At 38.8% G+C, this 15,600-nt stretch carries 16 protein-coding genes; 7 read left to right on the top strand and 9 right to left on the bottom strand.

What is annotated here, in order from left to right; genetic code table 11:
• Nucleotides 1-168: 168 nt before the first annotated feature.
• Entirely contained in the window at nucleotides 169-444 is a 276-nt protein-coding gene (locus tag Q7P33_RS15930; protein ID WP_303871730.1) for a hypothetical protein, read from the bottom strand.
• Between the two features lie 266 nt (nucleotides 445-710).
• On the opposite strand from Q7P33_RS15930, the gene Q7P33_RS15925 reads away from it, so the two are divergent.
• Genes Q7P33_RS15925 through Q7P33_RS15915 form a run of 3 tightly spaced genes read left to right on the top strand, consistent with a single transcriptional unit; the run spans nucleotide 711 to nucleotide 2,699 of the window.
• Nucleotides 711-1,079 carry a GntR family transcriptional regulator gene (locus Q7P33_RS15925; protein WP_303871729.1) on the top strand — a complete coding sequence of 123 codons (369 nt, stop codon included), beginning with the start codon at nucleotides 711-713 and terminating at the stop codon, nucleotides 1,077-1,079.
• On the top strand, nucleotides 1,076-1,930 hold the full coding sequence (locus tag Q7P33_RS15920; protein ID WP_303871728.1) for an ABC transporter ATP-binding protein: 855 nt from the start codon (nucleotides 1,076-1,078) through the stop codon (nucleotides 1,928-1,930). The genes Q7P33_RS15925 and Q7P33_RS15920 overlap by 4 nt, the downstream gene beginning before the upstream one ends.
• A 4-nt stretch (nucleotides 1,931-1,934) precedes the next feature.
• Nucleotides 1,935-2,699: a hypothetical protein gene (locus Q7P33_RS15915; protein WP_303871727.1), complete on the top strand. Its 765-nt coding sequence runs from the start codon at nucleotides 1,935-1,937 to the stop codon at nucleotides 2,697-2,699.
• A gap of 81 nt (nucleotides 2,700-2,780) precedes the next feature.
• Here the strand turns inward: Q7P33_RS15915 and Q7P33_RS15910 are convergent, their stop codons facing one another.
• Genes Q7P33_RS15910 through Q7P33_RS15900 form a run of 3 tightly spaced genes read right to left on the bottom strand, consistent with a single transcriptional unit; the run spans nucleotide 2,781 to nucleotide 4,007 of the window.
• The gene (locus Q7P33_RS15910; protein ID WP_303871726.1) at nucleotides 2,781-3,023 is read right to left on the bottom strand and encodes a zinc ribbon domain-containing protein; all 243 of its coding nucleotides are present in this window, start codon (nucleotides 3,021-3,023) and stop codon (nucleotides 2,781-2,783) included.
• 44 nt (nucleotides 3,024-3,067) lie between these two features.
• Nucleotides 3,068-3,415 (bottom strand): VOC family protein, encoded by a 348-nt coding sequence (locus Q7P33_RS15905; protein ID WP_303871759.1) that lies wholly within the window; start codon nucleotides 3,413-3,415, stop codon nucleotides 3,068-3,070.
• Nucleotides 3,416-3,419: 4 nt separating this feature from the next.
• Nucleotides 3,420-4,007, bottom strand: coding sequence for a TetR/AcrR family transcriptional regulator (locus Q7P33_RS15900; RefSeq protein ID WP_303871725.1), 588 nt, complete (start codon nucleotides 4,005-4,007; stop codon nucleotides 3,420-3,422).
• A 185-nt stretch (nucleotides 4,008-4,192) separates the two neighbouring features.
• Here Q7P33_RS15900 and Q7P33_RS15895 point away from each other — a divergent pair, with 185 nt between their 5' ends.
• Nucleotides 4,193-5,161, top strand: coding sequence for a GIY-YIG nuclease family protein (locus Q7P33_RS15895; protein ID WP_303871724.1), 969 nt, complete (start codon nucleotides 4,193-4,195; stop codon nucleotides 5,159-5,161).
• Nucleotides 5,162-5,380: 219 nt separating this feature from the next.
• Here Q7P33_RS15895 and Q7P33_RS15890 read toward each other — a convergent pair whose 3' ends face one another.
• The 5 genes from Q7P33_RS15890 to Q7P33_RS15870 form a co-directional block, all read right to left on the bottom strand.
• On the bottom strand, nucleotides 5,381-7,915 hold the full coding sequence (locus Q7P33_RS15890) for an ABC transporter permease (RefSeq protein ID WP_303871723.1): 2,535 nt from the start codon (nucleotides 7,913-7,915) through the stop codon (nucleotides 5,381-5,383).
• Entirely contained in the window at nucleotides 7,908-8,588 is a 681-nt protein-coding gene (locus Q7P33_RS15885; RefSeq protein ID WP_303871722.1) for an ABC transporter ATP-binding protein, read from the bottom strand. Before Q7P33_RS15885 ends, Q7P33_RS15890 begins: the two co-directional genes overlap by 8 nt.
• A 97-nt stretch (nucleotides 8,589-8,685) precedes the next feature.
• The gene (locus tag Q7P33_RS15880; RefSeq protein WP_303871721.1) at nucleotides 8,686-9,528 is read right to left on the bottom strand and encodes a sensor histidine kinase KdpD; all 843 of its coding nucleotides are present in this window, start codon (nucleotides 9,526-9,528) and stop codon (nucleotides 8,686-8,688) included.
• Nucleotides 9,525-10,205 (bottom strand): response regulator transcription factor, encoded by a 681-nt coding sequence (locus tag Q7P33_RS15875; protein WP_303871720.1) that lies wholly within the window; start codon nucleotides 10,203-10,205, stop codon nucleotides 9,525-9,527. Before Q7P33_RS15875 ends, Q7P33_RS15880 begins: the two co-directional genes overlap by 4 nt.
• Before the next feature lie 216 nt (nucleotides 10,206-10,421).
• A complete protein-coding gene (locus tag Q7P33_RS15870; RefSeq protein ID WP_303871719.1) occupies nucleotides 10,422-11,597 on the bottom strand; it encodes an NADP-dependent malic enzyme in 1,176 nt (391 codons plus the stop codon).
• A 336-nt stretch (nucleotides 11,598-11,933) separates the two neighbouring features.
• On the opposite strand from Q7P33_RS15870, the gene Q7P33_RS15865 reads away from it, so the two are divergent.
• From Q7P33_RS15865 to Q7P33_RS15855, 3 genes are all read left to right on the top strand, one after another.
• Entirely contained in the window at nucleotides 11,934-12,257 is a 324-nt protein-coding gene (locus tag Q7P33_RS15865; RefSeq protein ID WP_303871718.1) for a hypothetical protein, read from the top strand.
• Between the two features lie 77 nt (nucleotides 12,258-12,334).
• Nucleotides 12,335-13,459, top strand: coding sequence for a tyrosine-type recombinase/integrase (locus tag Q7P33_RS15860; protein ID WP_369693324.1), 1,125 nt, complete (start codon nucleotides 12,335-12,337; stop codon nucleotides 13,457-13,459).
• Nucleotides 13,459-15,435 carry a tyrosine-type recombinase/integrase gene (locus Q7P33_RS15855; protein ID WP_303871717.1) on the top strand — a complete coding sequence of 659 codons (1,977 nt, stop codon included), beginning with the start codon at nucleotides 13,459-13,461 and terminating at the stop codon, nucleotides 15,433-15,435. The genes Q7P33_RS15860 and Q7P33_RS15855 overlap by 1 nt, the downstream gene beginning before the upstream one ends.
• Nucleotides 15,436-15,600 lie beyond the last annotated feature (165 nt).

The following is a 15,600-nucleotide window of genomic DNA, read 5'->3' as shown; positions in this document are numbered from 1 at the left end:
AATCAATCTCGCTGACAATATTTTTGCACACTTTTCCATCCCAGCAATATGGTTTGAATCTACTATTTTGATTCATTATAGTTTTGTAGCTAGGTTTCTTATTAAAGAAATCTTTATTTGATATTTATGTTGCTCTTACACAGTAATAAGATACGAAATATTACAAGATTATAACATTTCGTATCTTATTACTGTGTAACAAAATCCGTATATGCGATTACACACTTTACGAAGTAAGCATATGCATCCATCAAAAACAAAACCACCAATCTCGATAACGGTATCCGGAAACTCAACCCGCACCAATTCTTTATGGCCTTTAAAGATGTCATCCGCAATAATTAAAATATCTTTGTCCGCAGGAATAAGCGCTTCTTTACCATCACCTTTTGCCTCAGTCAGACACATGCCAAAATCTTGCTTTTTGTAATAATATTCGTACATAAAACGTGCTCCTCTTCATTCGTTTTTAAAATTGTTCTTCACTGCTAAATTTAAATCAACTTAATTATTCAGTGATAAGCATTTATCGTCATTTGTGAGTATAGCATAAAACGGTTTTGAATAAAATCTTTATGCACAGTTCATTATAAATCCTATTTTATAAGCATCTTTCAAATTGCTATTGACATCCCGACAAACTTGCATTACAATAGCATTATAGTTAGTTAGTCACCTAACTAACCAACATTCTGAAAGGGGGTATCCCTTTGCAAATTAATTTTGAAGATGAACGGCCGATCTTTGCCCAAATTGCCGATGGCATTGAAGACGCCATCTTAACTGGAGCGTTTGAAGAAAGCGGTCAGATTCCATCGATAACTGAATTGTCGGTCAGTTATAAAATCAATCCGGCCACGGCCCTTAAAGGCATCTCACTCCTGGTTGATGAGGGCATTCTATTTAAAAAGCGGGGTGTCGGCATGTTTGTCGCTCCCGGTGCGGTTTCAAGACTACGGGACAAACGCAAAGAATTATTCTTCGATCACTATATTAAAAAACTCATCGAGGAAGCAAAAAAATTAGGTATTACCAATAAAGAAATATTGGAAATGGTAGAAAGAGGTTATCAGGAATGAACGGAATCGAAATAAATGATGTATCAAAAACATTTGGTGACACACTAGCTTTGAATCAGGTGAGTTTGACTTTTGGGCCCCACAAAATATATGGATTATTGGGTCGAAACGGCGCTGGAAAATCGACCCTTTTGAATATCATCACCAATCGACTCTTTGCCGACAGCGGCCAAGTTACCATCGATGGTCTGCCCAGCATTGAAAATGATCCGGCTCAGAACAAGGTCTATCTGATGTCGGAAAAGAATCTCTATCCCGAAAGCATGACCTGCGACGAAGCTTTCAAGTGGACTAAACAATTTTTCAAGGATTTTGATTTGGATTATGCACTCAACTTAGCCAAGCAATTTAAACTGAACACCAAGAAAAAAATCCGCTCGCTGTCGACTGGTTATACTTCTATTTTTAAAATCATCATTGCCCTTTCGGTCAACACCCCCTATGTCTTGTTTGACGAACCAGTATTGGGCCTGGACGCCAATCATCGAGAAATGTTTTACCGGTTATTGATCGAAAGATATAGTGATAATCCATTTACTGCGATTATTTCCACCCATTTAATTGATGAAATTGCCAATCTGCTGGAGTATGTCATGATTATCAAAAACGGTGAAATTATGGTAAACGAATCCTGTGAAACCTTATTAAGCAAGGGTTATGCCGTTACCGGCACAATCACACAAGTGGATGCCTTTATTGCCGACAAGGAAGTGATTGGCACCGATGTACTGGGCGGTTTAAAAACCGCCACTATTATTGGTTCAATTAATAAGAGTACCGTGCCTGACTGGATTGAGATAACCAATTTAGATTTACAAAAATTATTTATCAAACTAACCAATGAGGAGTAACGTAATGAAACTACATGCAATTTATAAATATCAGCTTGCGGATCACCGAAACGCTGTTTTAATCTTCAGCGCAATCATGCTGGCAGTGATGGCGCTGGTTCCTATGCAAATCAGCTTTTCTTCTGACATCCTGACGACGAATCAGTCCGGCCAAATCGCAGGCCTCGATATAGCTCCCGCCGTATTTCTCTTCGTTTGCGGACTGAACGCTTTTAAGGAAAATTTTCTATTTGCCCTGCAAAACGGTATCTCCCGAAAATCCTTATTCGTGAATCGCCTCTTCGTCACCGTTACATTGGCTGTGATGATGACCCTGTTTTCACTGCTGCTATTAACACTTGGGAAATTAATTGAATCACCAGCAAGCGGCATTGCCTATTCCAGCTTATTGAGTATGATCTATCAATCAACTGGTGCTGCTCCATTTAGCATTCCATTTGAATATCTTATCAGTTTTCTTTTTCTGACGGTTCTTTTTATTGCTGCTCAAGCCCTCGGTTATCTGATTACCGTTGCCTTCTATCGGATGGATAAAAAACAGAAAATCAGTTATATTGTTGGTTTTTATATCATTGTGTTTGTGGTCTTGCCACTCATCGATATGTTCATCTCTGGCCAGATTTCAACCTTCCTGCTGAAGTTTTTAGACATGGTCATGGGTATCTCTGCCCATAACCCCTTTATCGGAGTATTCTCCTTGCTGATTTTTAGTATTATCGCAACTGGATTAACTTGGATACTGATTAGAAAAATCGGGATTAAGAATTAATCAACAAAAAGTAGCCGCGATGGTCTCAGGTAATGCGAACCATCACGGCTACTTTTTTATCGTTTTATTTCGTTCTTATTTCTAAAAAAACCCCTTCCACGCTGGCAGTTGACGCATCATGTTCTCCACCGCCTTTTCTGCGATAGCTTTGTCAAGTCCTTGGGTTTTGATGGTGAAATTTAACAGACTCTGTTTTTTTTCTTCAAATGATTGCATCGATCCATCTTCCTTTGCGCAGTAGATACAGTACTCCTTACTGGTGTCACCCATCGCAAAGTCGCTTTCTTTCTTCATTGGCATTCCGCATGCTATACATGTTTTCATCTGTTTCCCTCCTTGAATCATATAATTTCAATCATTACCTACTCTTAACAATAATCCGTTATTCCCAATCGATTGCCAAATAGATCTTCAAATTCAACCGCATTACCCGTTCCAATCTGATACGGCTTGCTTATAAAATTCACGCCATTTTTGTGAAGCCGTATATACTCTTCATTGACATTGTCCACAACAAACCAGATGGTCGGTTTTGCATCCGGATATTTGTTTTTTTCCTTTAGGATAATCGCCGGTTCTTCATCACCAACGTTAAATGCAGCCATGCCCTTGTCCGAAAAATCAAACTTTAATTTCAGACCGAGCACATTGGTATAATAGTTTTTTGCTTCCTCCATATTGTCGACAGGCAGAAAAAAATTATCGTAGGATTTCATATCACTAATTCCTTTCATTTTCTAATAGTTTTATATAGTTCAAAATCAATTCATCCTTATGCTCCGTTAGCACTGATTCTGCTGAAAAAAGATAGCTATTGGTCAGATAATAGTGTATCAAACCTAACCAACTGTTAAAGATTATATGCATCGGTATTTCTTTGATTTCTTTTTTTTCTTTCTCCCGTTCGATCACCTGACTAAGATGAAGCGAAACCACTGATTGGATATTAATAAATACAAACTTTGCGTCCTGAGGCAAACTGTTAATATCAGAAATTAGCTTTTTATAAAAATCTTCATAACGGATCAGTACATCAATATGGGCCGCCAAAAAAGTCTCCAGGCTTTCATCCTTTTCCGAGAGGAGATGCAAATGCTTATTAATTTCAGAACCAAAACGTTCAAGCAGACAAATTAAGAGATTCTCTACCGTTGGAAAATGAACAAAGATTGTACCATGAGAAACATTAGCTGCCTTGGCAATTTGATTGGTCGTGGCACTAAACCCTTCTTCAGCATACACACGATAGGCGGTATCCAAAATCAGTTTTCGGGTTGCCTCTTTTTGGATTTGACGTTTCGTTTTCATTTCATTGACTCCAAACTCATTGACTTTGTACTTATTGTATTTCTTTTTGTTCAAGATGTCAACAATTTTCTTTTTTACAGTTTCTTCAATAGTTCAAACTGATCAAGGTTAAATTAGCTACTGTTATGTTATTGTATAGGAAGGTGAAAAATGAACTATTTTTAGCCATAACCTAAAAAAATGATATGGAAACCGAAACGATGAGCCATTTAAAGCAAAAATTAAACCAGATACCAGCACTTCCCGGTATTTATAAGATGTTTGATTCCACTGGTCAAATTATCTATGTTGGAAAAAGTAAATGTCTAAAAAAAAGAGTGCAATCCTATTTCACTAAATCCGCTAAGCAACCCAAGATCGAACGAATGGTCTTTTTTATTACCGATGTCGATTATATTGTCACCGATACCCATTTAGAAGCCCGTCTGCTGGAATGTCAGTTGATCAAGGAACTCAAGCCGTATTTTAACTCGCAAATGAAAAACGACCGGCGCTATTTTTATCTCAGACTTGCCAAGTCAGGCCATTCTCATGCGATGTCCATTGTATTGGAACGAGAAGATGATACTTTTGGACCGTTTCGAAGAAAACATTTGATTCAATCAATGATCGAGATGTTTACGCATCTCTTTCCCATTGTTCACGAAACAAATCGTTACATTTTTAAATACCACACGCTGCCCGAGGTCATGAATCAAGATGATTTTTCCAGGAATCGGGAGTCGTTGATCCAGTTTTTTTCAGAAGAGAAAATGATGCAGCGTTTAATAATACAATTGACGCTCTGCATGAATGAAGAGGCTGCCCAGTTCAACTACGAAAGGGCTTCTTATTATCGTGATCTTATCTCGGGACTGACTTATATAAATCATGTTCTGCATGATTATAAACAGCTCGCAACAAGCGATCTCATTATACGGATACCGGTTCAGGATGGTGAAAAACTCTTTTTTGTTTCAAAAAGTAACATCATCCTAAGAACACATTTTTCGACACTTACACCAGCTAAAATTGATGCCTTTTTAGATGAAGGCCTCAAGACAAAATCTAAATTCGCCTGTAAATGGGACGAAAAAGCCAACATTGATTTTCAGAACATCCTTTTTTCAGAAATTCAATCCTTGCCGGAAGAGTGTATTTTAAAAATATTATGACGTTCTCAATATTCCAATGTACTCAAAACTTCCAAATTTTAGTTAGCCATTAAGTCTATACTTTTGTATTTTCACAACAAAAAACAAGTGATTATGTTTGATCAAAGAAACCGATCATTCTAACCACCTGTTTTTTTGTAACTTTGTTTAGACAAATTGATTTAACGCAACGTATAAATACCGGCTCCCCGCCCCCCCAACAACGGGAATCCAGGCATATTATTCTGCTTCCCGGAGCCTTTCAACAATGCTCTGATTATTAGTCGTCACATCGGCAGTCCATGGGATCAGAACTCCCATAATAAATAAGAACGGAAGAACCGACAGTAGTGGCCATATAATAAATTGATAGCTTAAAAACCATATTAAACCAGAAAAAATGTTCACAATGACAAGTGAAAATAAACCGCCCAAAAACAGAGCCACAATTCCCGTTCCCAAGGCCAAATAAAGACCTTCATAACACAACATGTTTCGTAATTGCTTTTGCGTCATACCAATGCTCTGAAGCATCGCAAATTCTTTTCTTCGGGTAATGATGCTGGTAACAACAGCATTGATAAAATTAAGAACACCGATCAGACCAATGATCAGACTCAGCGCGCCGCCAACCATAATAACCGTCATTTTCATCTCTGAAAGTGACACCAGCGTGGTTAGCTTCGATGTATAATTCATCATGGGTTCAACCATATTGGTATAGTTAGCTAAAAAATGATCCATGGTTGCTTCATCAGAATCGGCGACATTATACGTATAACTCATCACTGCTGGTCGAGTTACCAGTGTTTTATAAATATCAGTCGGAAGGTAAAAGGAATACTCCCAGCCGGTAAGGTCAGAATTTGAATAGTATTTGACCGCCACATGAGCTAGCACGGTAAATTGTTGGGTCGTATACTCCCGATCCGCAAACGATTCGGATGTTCCTTTATAATTGTGAAGTTCCACCACCTCGCCGATATCATAATGGCTTGATTCGGTTTCCGGATTATTATTATCATCCAATCGTACCCCTTCAAGAATATAATTTCCCGAGGCCAGCTTGTCATAATCCAGTTCACCATCAAGAACCACCAACCGACTCAGTGGGAATTCTTCCAATCCATAAACCGCCGCATAATGATCACCGTACTCATTGGTGTTGATCCTATCGTCGCTATTATCGGTACAGGTAAATATCTCATCACGACCACCGTACAGACGACCGCCTTGTTGAAAGCCCGGTTGTGTTTGCACCGCTTCGATAAAGGTCTCGGTTGTTTGATTTTCACTGCCAAAATAATCATATTGAAAATAGTCAGCATGGGCAATCAAAAAATCCGCATCGTTAAATTTAGACAAAAACTTATCCATATCAATACTGGTAGATAGCGTAAATACTGTATTCATCAGAACGAGACTGAGCGATAAACTAAAAACCACTAAGATGGTTCTTTTTTTATTGCGACCGAGATTTGCCAGCGCCATACGATGAATTTTTGCACCATCTTTTGACTTTTTGTTTGTACCACTATTTTTTTTATCACGATCGGTGTAATTAACAGCTTCTACCGGTGAAACAGATCCGGCAATTTTTCCGGGTTTTAAGGTGCTGATGATCACTGTAATCAGTGCAAAAAGAGCTGCTCCCACAAAAATCCAGGGATTGGGCGATACCGAGACCGTACTTCCGGCATAGGTTGTATTACGCATCACCAGTGGAACCAGGGCTTCCCCAATAAAAAAACCTCCGATTAAACCAATGGGAATCCCTATAATACTTAAGAGTAATGCCTGATTTCGGATTATGACTTGAATCTGTTTTTTAGTCGTTCCGATGGTTTTTAGCAACCCATAAAAGCGAATATCACGAATTACTGAAATCTGAAAGATATTATAGATAATCAGATAACCCGTTAAAATAATCAGCAGTAAAGCTGCAATTAAAGCAATCCAAGTTTGTGCATCCATTTTAAAATTCGTAGAAAGGTAGGACCAGTTCACATTGCTGGCAAGATAGTTCGGAGCGTTTTCATCAAAAGAATAACCACTTTCGGTAATCACTTTTGCCAGCTTGTTTTCCAAATCCAGGCTATTATCAAACATCATATAAGCCTGGATCGTTCCAGTCATGGAATAGTCTTCTTTATAAGTATTTTGAAGTTCTTTTTGATGGGCATCGACATAAGCCCGGGAGGCAAAAATCTGTCCAACATTAAAAACAGGATCACTTTCCCACCAGCCAGCCAGCACGAAATCTCGGATTACGGTTTCTCCCCGAATATTTAATGTTAAGGTGAGCGGCGCCCCCACTTCAAGTGGAACCCCCATCAGTTGAAGGGTTTTAGTATCTGCAATGGCCTCGTTTTCTGCAACTGGTTTATGTCCCGAGGTTGGTTCAATAAATCCCAGTTTGAGTCCAATATCATCATAATACCAGAATTCAGCACGACGTTTAAGAAATTCCTGATTCTCGACATCATCACAAAGCATTCGGTCATAGGCGATTTCTTTAATCAATGGATGCTCTTTAATCGTATTGAATTCGTTATCGGTAATGTATTTCACAACCGCATGTCCATCACCACCAGCCTGCCGCATCGACGCCTGCTGAATACTTTCCACCGTTCCCATTCCCAATGTGAATAAGGTCGTAAAAAGAATGGCTGTCAGGGCAATTGCGATTATTGCGATATAATTCCGGATTTTATTATTTTTAAAACTTTTATAGGCAAGATTGCGGATCGCTTTTTTGTTGGTCACCTTAATCATTCTCACCACGCTCCCTGATCTTGCCATCCTCAATTCGAATAATGCGATCAGCCATCTGTGCGATTTCTTCATTATGAGTAATCATCACAATGGTTTGTTTAAAGCGTTCTCCGGTCATTTTGAGTAAACTCAAGACATCCTGACTGGTCCGTGAATCCAAGTTACCGGTGGGTTCGTCCGCCAGGACAATCGCCGGTTTTGCTGCCAGGGCTCGGGCGATGGCAACCCGTTGCTGTTGTCCGCCGGAAAGCTGGGAAGGAAGATTAGCCCCTTTGGATGCTAGTCCCAGCATATCAATGATTTCATTAATGTAATTGACGTCAATGGTATTACCATCTAATTCGATCGGGAGCACCACATTTTCATAAACGTTCAGCACCGGAACCAGGTTGTACGATTGAAAAACAAAACCAATCTTCCGCCGTCTGAAAATCGTCAGCGGCTCTTCTTTGAAGGAAAAAATATCATTTCCCTCAACAAATACTTTTCCCGAGCTGGGGCGATCCAAACCACCCAGCATATGCAGCAAGGTTGATTTCCCGCTGCCACTGGTTCCTACTATGGATACAAATTCTCCCTGTTTGATAGAAAGATTAACATCGTCCAATGCTTTTACCAGATTATCACCGTCTCCATATTCCTTTTGCAAATTTCGCGTCTGTAAAATTGTCATTGCGCTTCCTCCTAAAGTTTATGTTTCGATTTACAAACTTTATCAAAGAATTCTTACCTGGTTCTGTCTGAAATCTAACAGTTTTGAAAGATTTGCGTTAAGTGGGCAGATAAAGCGAAAAAACGGACCCTTTCGCCGGGGTTGAACTCACCTTAATATACCCCTTTTGTTTTTGAATAATTTCCCGGGCCAGATAGAGACCGATTCCAATGCCTTCTTTTTGCTGAATACCTGGGCTGCGGTAAAAGCGTTGAAAGATTTGCGCTTTTTCATCTACAGCAATCCCTATCCCCTGATCTTCAACCGCGATGCACGTCACCAGTTCATACTTTTTTACATCTATCTTGATGCTGGTTTGGGCTTCTGAATATTTCACCGCATTGTCCAGGATATTATAGAGCGCTTCGGATGTCCATTTCAAATCATAGCAGGCCTGAACATCATCCGTATTTTCAACCGCAATATTGATCTGCTTTTGTCTGGCTTTGGGTAAAATTTCTGATAATACCTGTTCAAGCAATTGCTTGACTGGCTGTTTTTGGGGGTTGAGTTCAATAATATTGCTTTCCAACCGGGACATTTTAACTAAGGATTGAATTAAAAAATCCAATTTTTCAGTCTGCGTACTAATTTGCTCAACAAGTTCCAGATTATCTTTATTTTCAACCCGCTCTTTAAGCAATTCCGTATATAATAAGATATTGGCTAGTGGCGTTTTGGTTTGATGGGAAATATCCGACACCATACTTTTTATATTCTCCCGCTCCTGATTCGTCTGCATCATGGACATTTTCGAGGCACTCAAATAATGCATCCATTTCGATTCAAGACGAGACAGTTGACTTTCATCATAATTGCTTTCTGTAAAATTGCCAGTAATGGCATCATCAATCATCTCATTTAAACGATTTAACGTTTTTCTGGTGCTAAAAATACTCATGACTTTTTCCCCCATGTATAGCCCAGTCCATATACGGTCTGTATGTATTGAGGTGTTCCGGGGTCTTCTTCAATTTTATTACGCAAACGGCTAATAGCAACCGACAACGCATTTTCATCCACATATTCGGCCGCATTGGTCCATATTTTGTCCACCAGAGTCCCGCGAGTAACCGTTCTCTCTTTATTTTCCAATAATAAATGCAGAAGCTTTTGTTCCGTTTTACTCAGTGCCAGCTCGCGGTCACCCGCTTTGAAATACATCTGCTCAAAATCAAGATAAAGGTCGTCAATAATATAGATGTTTCTATTTTGTTTGATACTCCGACGAAAAACACTCTCGATCCGAGAACGGAGTACCATCAGACTGAACGGTTTTGTGATATAGTCATCCGCCCCCAGATTAAGGCCTCTTACTTCATCTAACTCCATATCATTAGCCGTAAGTATGATCACTGGAACCTCTGACTCTTTTCTGATCGCTTCCAGAAAATCAAAGCCGTTGCCATCGGGAAGATTAATATCAAGAATAACCATTGCCATCTTTTGGCTTAGCATTAATTCTTTTGCCATAGCCAATGTCGTTGCCTGAAAGAAGCAGTATTCGGAATCTTTTAATGCTAATACAATTCCATTATTTAACGCTATATCATCTTCAATGATTAAAATATGTTTCATTATTTAACTGCTTTCATTGTTATTATGCGTCATCGACACGCATTTCTTCGTTTTTATAAAAACCCCGACGCGGCTGCTGCGGGGTTAATTTATTCGTCAGATTTTGATAAAGTGGTATTTAAGCTAGGCACTTTCAATAAACTCACGCACTTCATATTTTCTTAAGGCATGCCCAGCCCGATGCTCAATTTAAATTGCCCAATTTACTTTGTTTCTTCAATTTTGTCTGGCAACACCCGAATCCTTCGCCGCCTGGTACACTGCTTCAGCCACCGCTTTTCCTACCCGGGGATCAAAGGCAGGTACAATAATATAGTCAGCAGTTCGTTCATCTTCGGCAATCAAATCAGCAATCGCTTTTGCGGCAGCAACCTTCATCGCTTCGTTGATGTCACTGGCTCTGGCATCCAATGCGCCTCTGAAAATACCCGGGAACGCCAGCACGTTATTAATCTGGTTGGGATAATCTGAACGTCCGGTTCCCACCACCCGGGCCCCAGCCTGAATTGCCAATTGAGGGTCAATTTCAGGATCCGGATTGGCCATTGGCAGAACAATGGCATTTTCAGCCATGGTTTCAACCATTTCGGCGGTGACGATGCCCGGTGCTGATACCCCGATAAAAATATCGGCGCCACTCATAGCATCGGCAAGAGTTCCTTTTTTGTGATCTTTATTGGTCATCTCCGCGATTTCCTGATGAACCCAGTTACTGTACTGTTCGTCTTTTGAGAGGATACCCTTGCTGCTACACGCGATGATATCCTTAACGCCCATATTGAGCAGCATCTTGATAATCGCCGATCCGGCCGCGCCAGCGCCGCTCATGGCCACCGTTACCTGTTCCCATTTTTTGCCGACAACCTTTAATGCATTCATCAGTGCTGCCGTCGTCACCACTGCCGTGCCATGCTGATCATCATGAAAAACCGGAATGTCCAGCTCCTTTTTTAAGCGTCTTTCAATCTCTGCGCATCTGGGCGAGGCAATATCTTCCAGATTAATCCCACCAAATCCCGGTTCAATCATCTTGACCGTCTTGATGATCACTTCCACATCTTTCGATGGTATACAAATCGGGAAGGCATCAACACCGCCAAATTCCTTAAATAAAACCGCTTTTCCTTCCATCACCGGCAGGGCGGCTTCCGGCCCAATATCGCCCAGGCCCAACACTGCCGAACCGTCAGTGACCACGGCCACCATGTTGCCCTTACCCGTATACTTATAGACATCTTCCCGATTTTTATGGATCATCCGGCAGGGCTCCGCCACCCCCGGGGTATAGGCCATTGACAGATCATATTTTGTTTTGACCGGAACCTTGCTGTCAATACTCAGCTTACCCTGCCATTCTTCATGCAACTTTAGTGCTTCTTCCTGAATTCCCATTGTATCTCCTTTTTACTCAACAATAATTTCTTCTTTTTATCGATATCTGTTTTCTTTCGCAATTGATTTTTTGTTTTATTCGGATCGTTTTGTCACTTGATTTCCTCCGTCATGCTTATCATTTTGTGTTTATTATACCATTTCTCCGATTATAACATTTATTATATAATAAACTGTATCGTTTTTTGTTCTTTGACTTTGAATCCAACCTACTATATAATAATTTCATTGAGATCACATCCTGATGAACTTCTTTCGTAAAATAGTGCGATTGATGAATTCTCACATCAACAATTGTTTGTTTGATCTTAAAATCACTTGTCTCAGGAGGCACAAATGTCAATTTTCACACTGATTATCCCAGTTATTGTCGTATTGTTGGTTATCTCCCTGTTAATGATGAGCTACGTTAAAGCGCCACCCGATACGGCCTATGTCATATCGGGTATCAAGCGGCGGGTCATTATCGGTAAAGCGGGAATCAAGATTCCTTTTCTTGAACGCGTTGATAAACTGGATCTCAAAATGATGTCTGTCGATGTCAAAACCGGGGAATCGGTACCAACCAATAACTTCATCGATGTTAACTATAGTATGATAGATGATAGACTTTACGGTGTTAATTGTATCCCCGAGCTAATATTTTTTTACAATAAATAATTATAAACTAGATGCAATAATATAGTATATATAGTATAATAAGAATGACTATAAAACTAGAATATGAGGTGAATTACGTGTGGGTTCAAAAAGTGATTATTCCGAATGGTGATATTCGATATATGGTCATTGATGACGATGGCACTCCAATTGAATCAATTCATAGATTCTTGAAGTTTAAAGATAATGCAGGAAGATCAAGGAATACACTGAGAGCATATTGCTACCACCTGAAGGCATATTTTGAATTTCTAAAACAAAAGGACGCTAATTATCTCAATGTAGGAATTGATGATATGGCTGAATTTGTCAGATGGTTGCAGACTCCAACTCGAAACACAAAAGTTGTGTCAATAAAACCGGTACATGCCGCTTTGAAACCAAATACTGTTAACACATATATCTCCAGTGTTGTAGAGTTTTACGACTATTTGATGAGGGTTGAGGACTACTCGATAAAGGTGTCGCAGAGATTAAAAAAGCAAGTTTCTGGTTCTCGTAGAGGGTTTAAAGACTATTTGTATCACATTAATAAAAACAAAGATTTTGATGTTAGGATATTGAAGGTCAAGGCTCCGAAACAACAACCTCGTGTTTTAACAAAAGACCAGATTTCCAAATTAATTGATGCTTGCTCAAATATTAGAGATAGATTCCTAATTCAGTTGCTTTGGGAAAGCGGTTTTCGTATTGGTGAATGTCTGTCCTTGTATCTTGAAGATTTTATTACAGATGCGAGACAAATCGATTTAAAAGACAGAGGTGAATTACCTAACCTTGCAGAAATCAAAACAGTCAACTGCCCGAGAAAAATAGATGTATCGGCTGATTTAATGGATCTGTTTTTTGAATACCTAGTTGAATTGCATGTCGATGAAGTTGATACAAATTTTGTTTTCATAAAACTTTCGGGCAAAAATAAATATCAACCGCTGGAATATACTGATGTTGACGCATTGTTTAAAAGGTTAAAAAAGAAAACAGGAATAAACGTCACTCCTCATATGTTTCGACATACGCACTTCGATACATTGCGCAAAGAAGGATGGGGCTTTGAAAAAATAAGACTGCGCGGAGGTTGGTCTAATGTTCAAACACCTATGCAAGTATACTCACATCCAAATGATGAAGAAATGCGTGAAGAATGGGAAAAAGCAGAAGCACATATGAAATTTAGTAAAAACAAGGAGGACAATAAATAATGCTTACTGCGATTGATCAGCAAATCGTTCAAACCGATGAAAAAAAACAAGAAATTTTAACATTCTTAAAAAATGCATACTGGAATAATGACATCTGGCATACAAAAGATCCGTTTTTCAATGATTACCGCACCGACCGGAAAGAGAAAAAAAGACAAAAAAACAACATCGATTTTACAGGCTTTAATAATTCAATTAAAATTGAAATCAAATATATGATTGCACAGAAATTGATTACTCAAGAAGTATTATTAAATACTGTCAGGAACTACAGTACTAAGTTCGAACTATGTGCAGAATTTTTAAAAATGAATTACCCCCAAATTGACAGCATTCGTGACCTGCCGTGGGACAGATTTATCTCACAGTGGAAGCTATTTCTTGTCAACAAAGGCTATGAAACAAATGATAAAGGCCGGTTTTCTGATAGAGCTAATATGGGCTTGGTAAACTGGCTACATTCTTTTGCTATTGATTTCTACGATACGCGAAATGAATACGAAAAAGATGTATGGGATTGTCGAAATATACCTGGTTTTAAAATAACTAACACTTACTCTAATTACAAACTTGATTTTACGCCATTTCCATCAACTTATCGAAATTTAGTGAAGCAATATTTAAAATTTAAATCAAAAGATGTTTCATTGGGATATGGAAATGTTATTCGCATAAGGCTTCAATTATTTTTTGAATATATCTACCAAAAAGAACCAAAATGGAACGATTTAACGAAGCTGACACGAAAACATATAGAAGATTATATCTGCTTTGCAAAAGAAGCTGCAAAAGGCACAATTACGTTAGAGCAAAGTAATTTATCTCAATTAAAATCCTTCCTTGAATATATCGAACGTTCTGAATATGATGAAGCACCATTAGTACCGGTTTCATGTTTAATTTTCAAAGAAGATATTCCTAATCAAGCTAAAGCAAATAGGGAAGCTGTTAAATATTTTCCAGAAGGAGTGCTGCATCAACTAGAAGAAAATCTAGAAAACATTTCTCCCCCAGATTGCATTCCGATCGTTATTCTATTGCGAGCAAGCGGGTGGCGTATATCTGATATTTTCAATTTGCGCTATGATACCTGTTTAGAAAAAACAACACAAGGATGGTACTTGTGTGGGGATATAGAAAAAACGCAAGTTCTGAATCACCGTGTCCCGATTACTGATGAAATTCAACATGTTGTATCAATTGTTATCAAGGAAACTAAAGCAAAAAGTACAGATGACAACAATCCCAATCACCTGTTATTCGTTCGATATTCAGGAAAAAGAATGGGGCGCTGTCCTTTATCTTCGATGATAACTAATGCACTTAATCGACTTGCTAAAAGCTATAACATTACAGATGATCAAGGCAATACATTTCATTTTAAAAATCACGCTTTTCGACACACAAAAGCTGTAGAACTTATCAATAACGGAATGAATATTCTACACGTTCAAAAATGGCTGGCGCATCGTTCTCCCGAAATGACGCTGACTTATGCAAAAGTCCTGGATACGTCAATGCATAAAGCGTGGGAAGAAGCAAGCAGTCGCGGCTTATTTAGAATGGATGAACACGAAAAAATAAAAGAAATAGAACTTTCTGAAACGGAAAACGAAGACGTAATTAAATGGGAAAATATCCGTACCAATCTCGATGCGGTCAGAATGCCTCTGGGCTATTGCATGAAACCTAAAAAGCAAAAATGTCAAAGTCAAACAATTCCTTGCCTGATTTGTAGTAATCTATGTACTACACCTGATTTTATTCCTCAATATGAACATGAAATAGAGGAATTAAAAGTTTTGATCGAACGCGCTAAAAATCTAGGACAAGAGACTTGGACTGCTAAGAGTGAGAATCTTAAGCAACGTTATGAAGATGTTCTGAATGTCTTGAGGGATGGTAAAATAAGACATGAAGTAGGAAAAAAAGGCAGAGAATATATCGGCAAAGAAAGAGACATCGGTAATAAATAGGAGGGCAAAAAGCAATGATCGCTACGATTGATAAGCAAATCATTCAAACTAATGAAAAAGAACAAGAAATTTTAACATTTTTAACAAACAAATATTGGAATAATGACATTTTATAATGTACACGCTTGTCAAGACACAAAATGAAAAAACGTTAGTTATGACTCC

Source organism: Acetobacterium wieringae (genome assembly GCF_026646375.1).
Taxonomy (GTDB): domain Bacteria; phylum Bacillota; class Clostridia; order Eubacteriales; family Eubacteriaceae; genus Acetobacterium; species Acetobacterium wieringae_A.
The sequence above is the reverse complement of the archived record's forward strand: the minus strand, read 5'-3'. Positions and strand labels throughout refer to the sequence as shown.

What these genes read in the sequence shown, in the direction of transcription:
- Q7P33_RS15930 (WP_303871730.1), bottom strand. Translation starts at nt 444, where the DNA reads ATGTACGAATATTATTACAAAAAGCAAGATTTTGGCATGTGTCTGACT.
- Q7P33_RS15885 (WP_303871722.1), bottom strand. Translation starts at nt 8,588, where the DNA reads ATGACAATTTTACAGACGCGAAATTTGCAAAAGGAATATGGAGACGGT.
- Q7P33_RS15880 (WP_303871721.1), bottom strand. Translation starts at nt 9,528, where the DNA reads ATGAGTATTTTTAGCACCAGAAAAACGTTAAATCGTTTAAATGAGATG.
- Q7P33_RS15915 (WP_303871727.1), top strand. Translation starts at nt 1,935, where the DNA reads ATGAAACTACATGCAATTTATAAATATCAGCTTGCGGATCACCGAAAC.
- Q7P33_RS15920 (WP_303871728.1), top strand. Translation starts at nt 1,076, where the DNA reads ATGAACGGAATCGAAATAAATGATGTATCAAAAACATTTGGTGACACA.
- Q7P33_RS15870 (WP_303871719.1), bottom strand. Translation starts at nt 11,597, where the DNA reads ATGGGAATTCAGGAAGAAGCACTAAAGTTGCATGAAGAATGGCAGGGT.
- Q7P33_RS15900 (WP_303871725.1), bottom strand. Translation starts at nt 4,007, where the DNA reads ATGAAAACGAAACGTCAAATCCAAAAAGAGGCAACCCGAAAACTGATT.
- Q7P33_RS15865 (WP_303871718.1), top strand. Translation starts at nt 11,934, where the DNA reads ATGTCAATTTTCACACTGATTATCCCAGTTATTGTCGTATTGTTGGTT.
- Q7P33_RS15890 (WP_303871723.1), bottom strand. Translation starts at nt 7,915, where the DNA reads ATGATTAAGGTGACCAACAAAAAAGCGATCCGCAATCTTGCCTATAAA.
- Q7P33_RS15895 (WP_303871724.1), top strand. Translation starts at nt 4,193, where the DNA reads ATGGAAACCGAAACGATGAGCCATTTAAAGCAAAAATTAAACCAGATA.
- Q7P33_RS15855 (WP_303871717.1), top strand. Translation starts at nt 13,459, where the DNA reads ATGCTTACTGCGATTGATCAGCAAATCGTTCAAACCGATGAAAAAAAA.
- Q7P33_RS15905 (WP_303871759.1), bottom strand. Translation starts at nt 3,415, where the DNA reads ATGAAATCCTACGATAATTTTTTTCTGCCTGTCGACAATATGGAGGAA.
- Q7P33_RS15875 (WP_303871720.1), bottom strand. Translation starts at nt 10,205, where the DNA reads ATGAAACATATTTTAATCATTGAAGATGATATAGCGTTAAATAATGGA.
- Q7P33_RS15910 (WP_303871726.1), bottom strand. Translation starts at nt 3,023, where the DNA reads ATGAAAACATGTATAGCATGCGGAATGCCAATGAAGAAAGAAAGCGAC.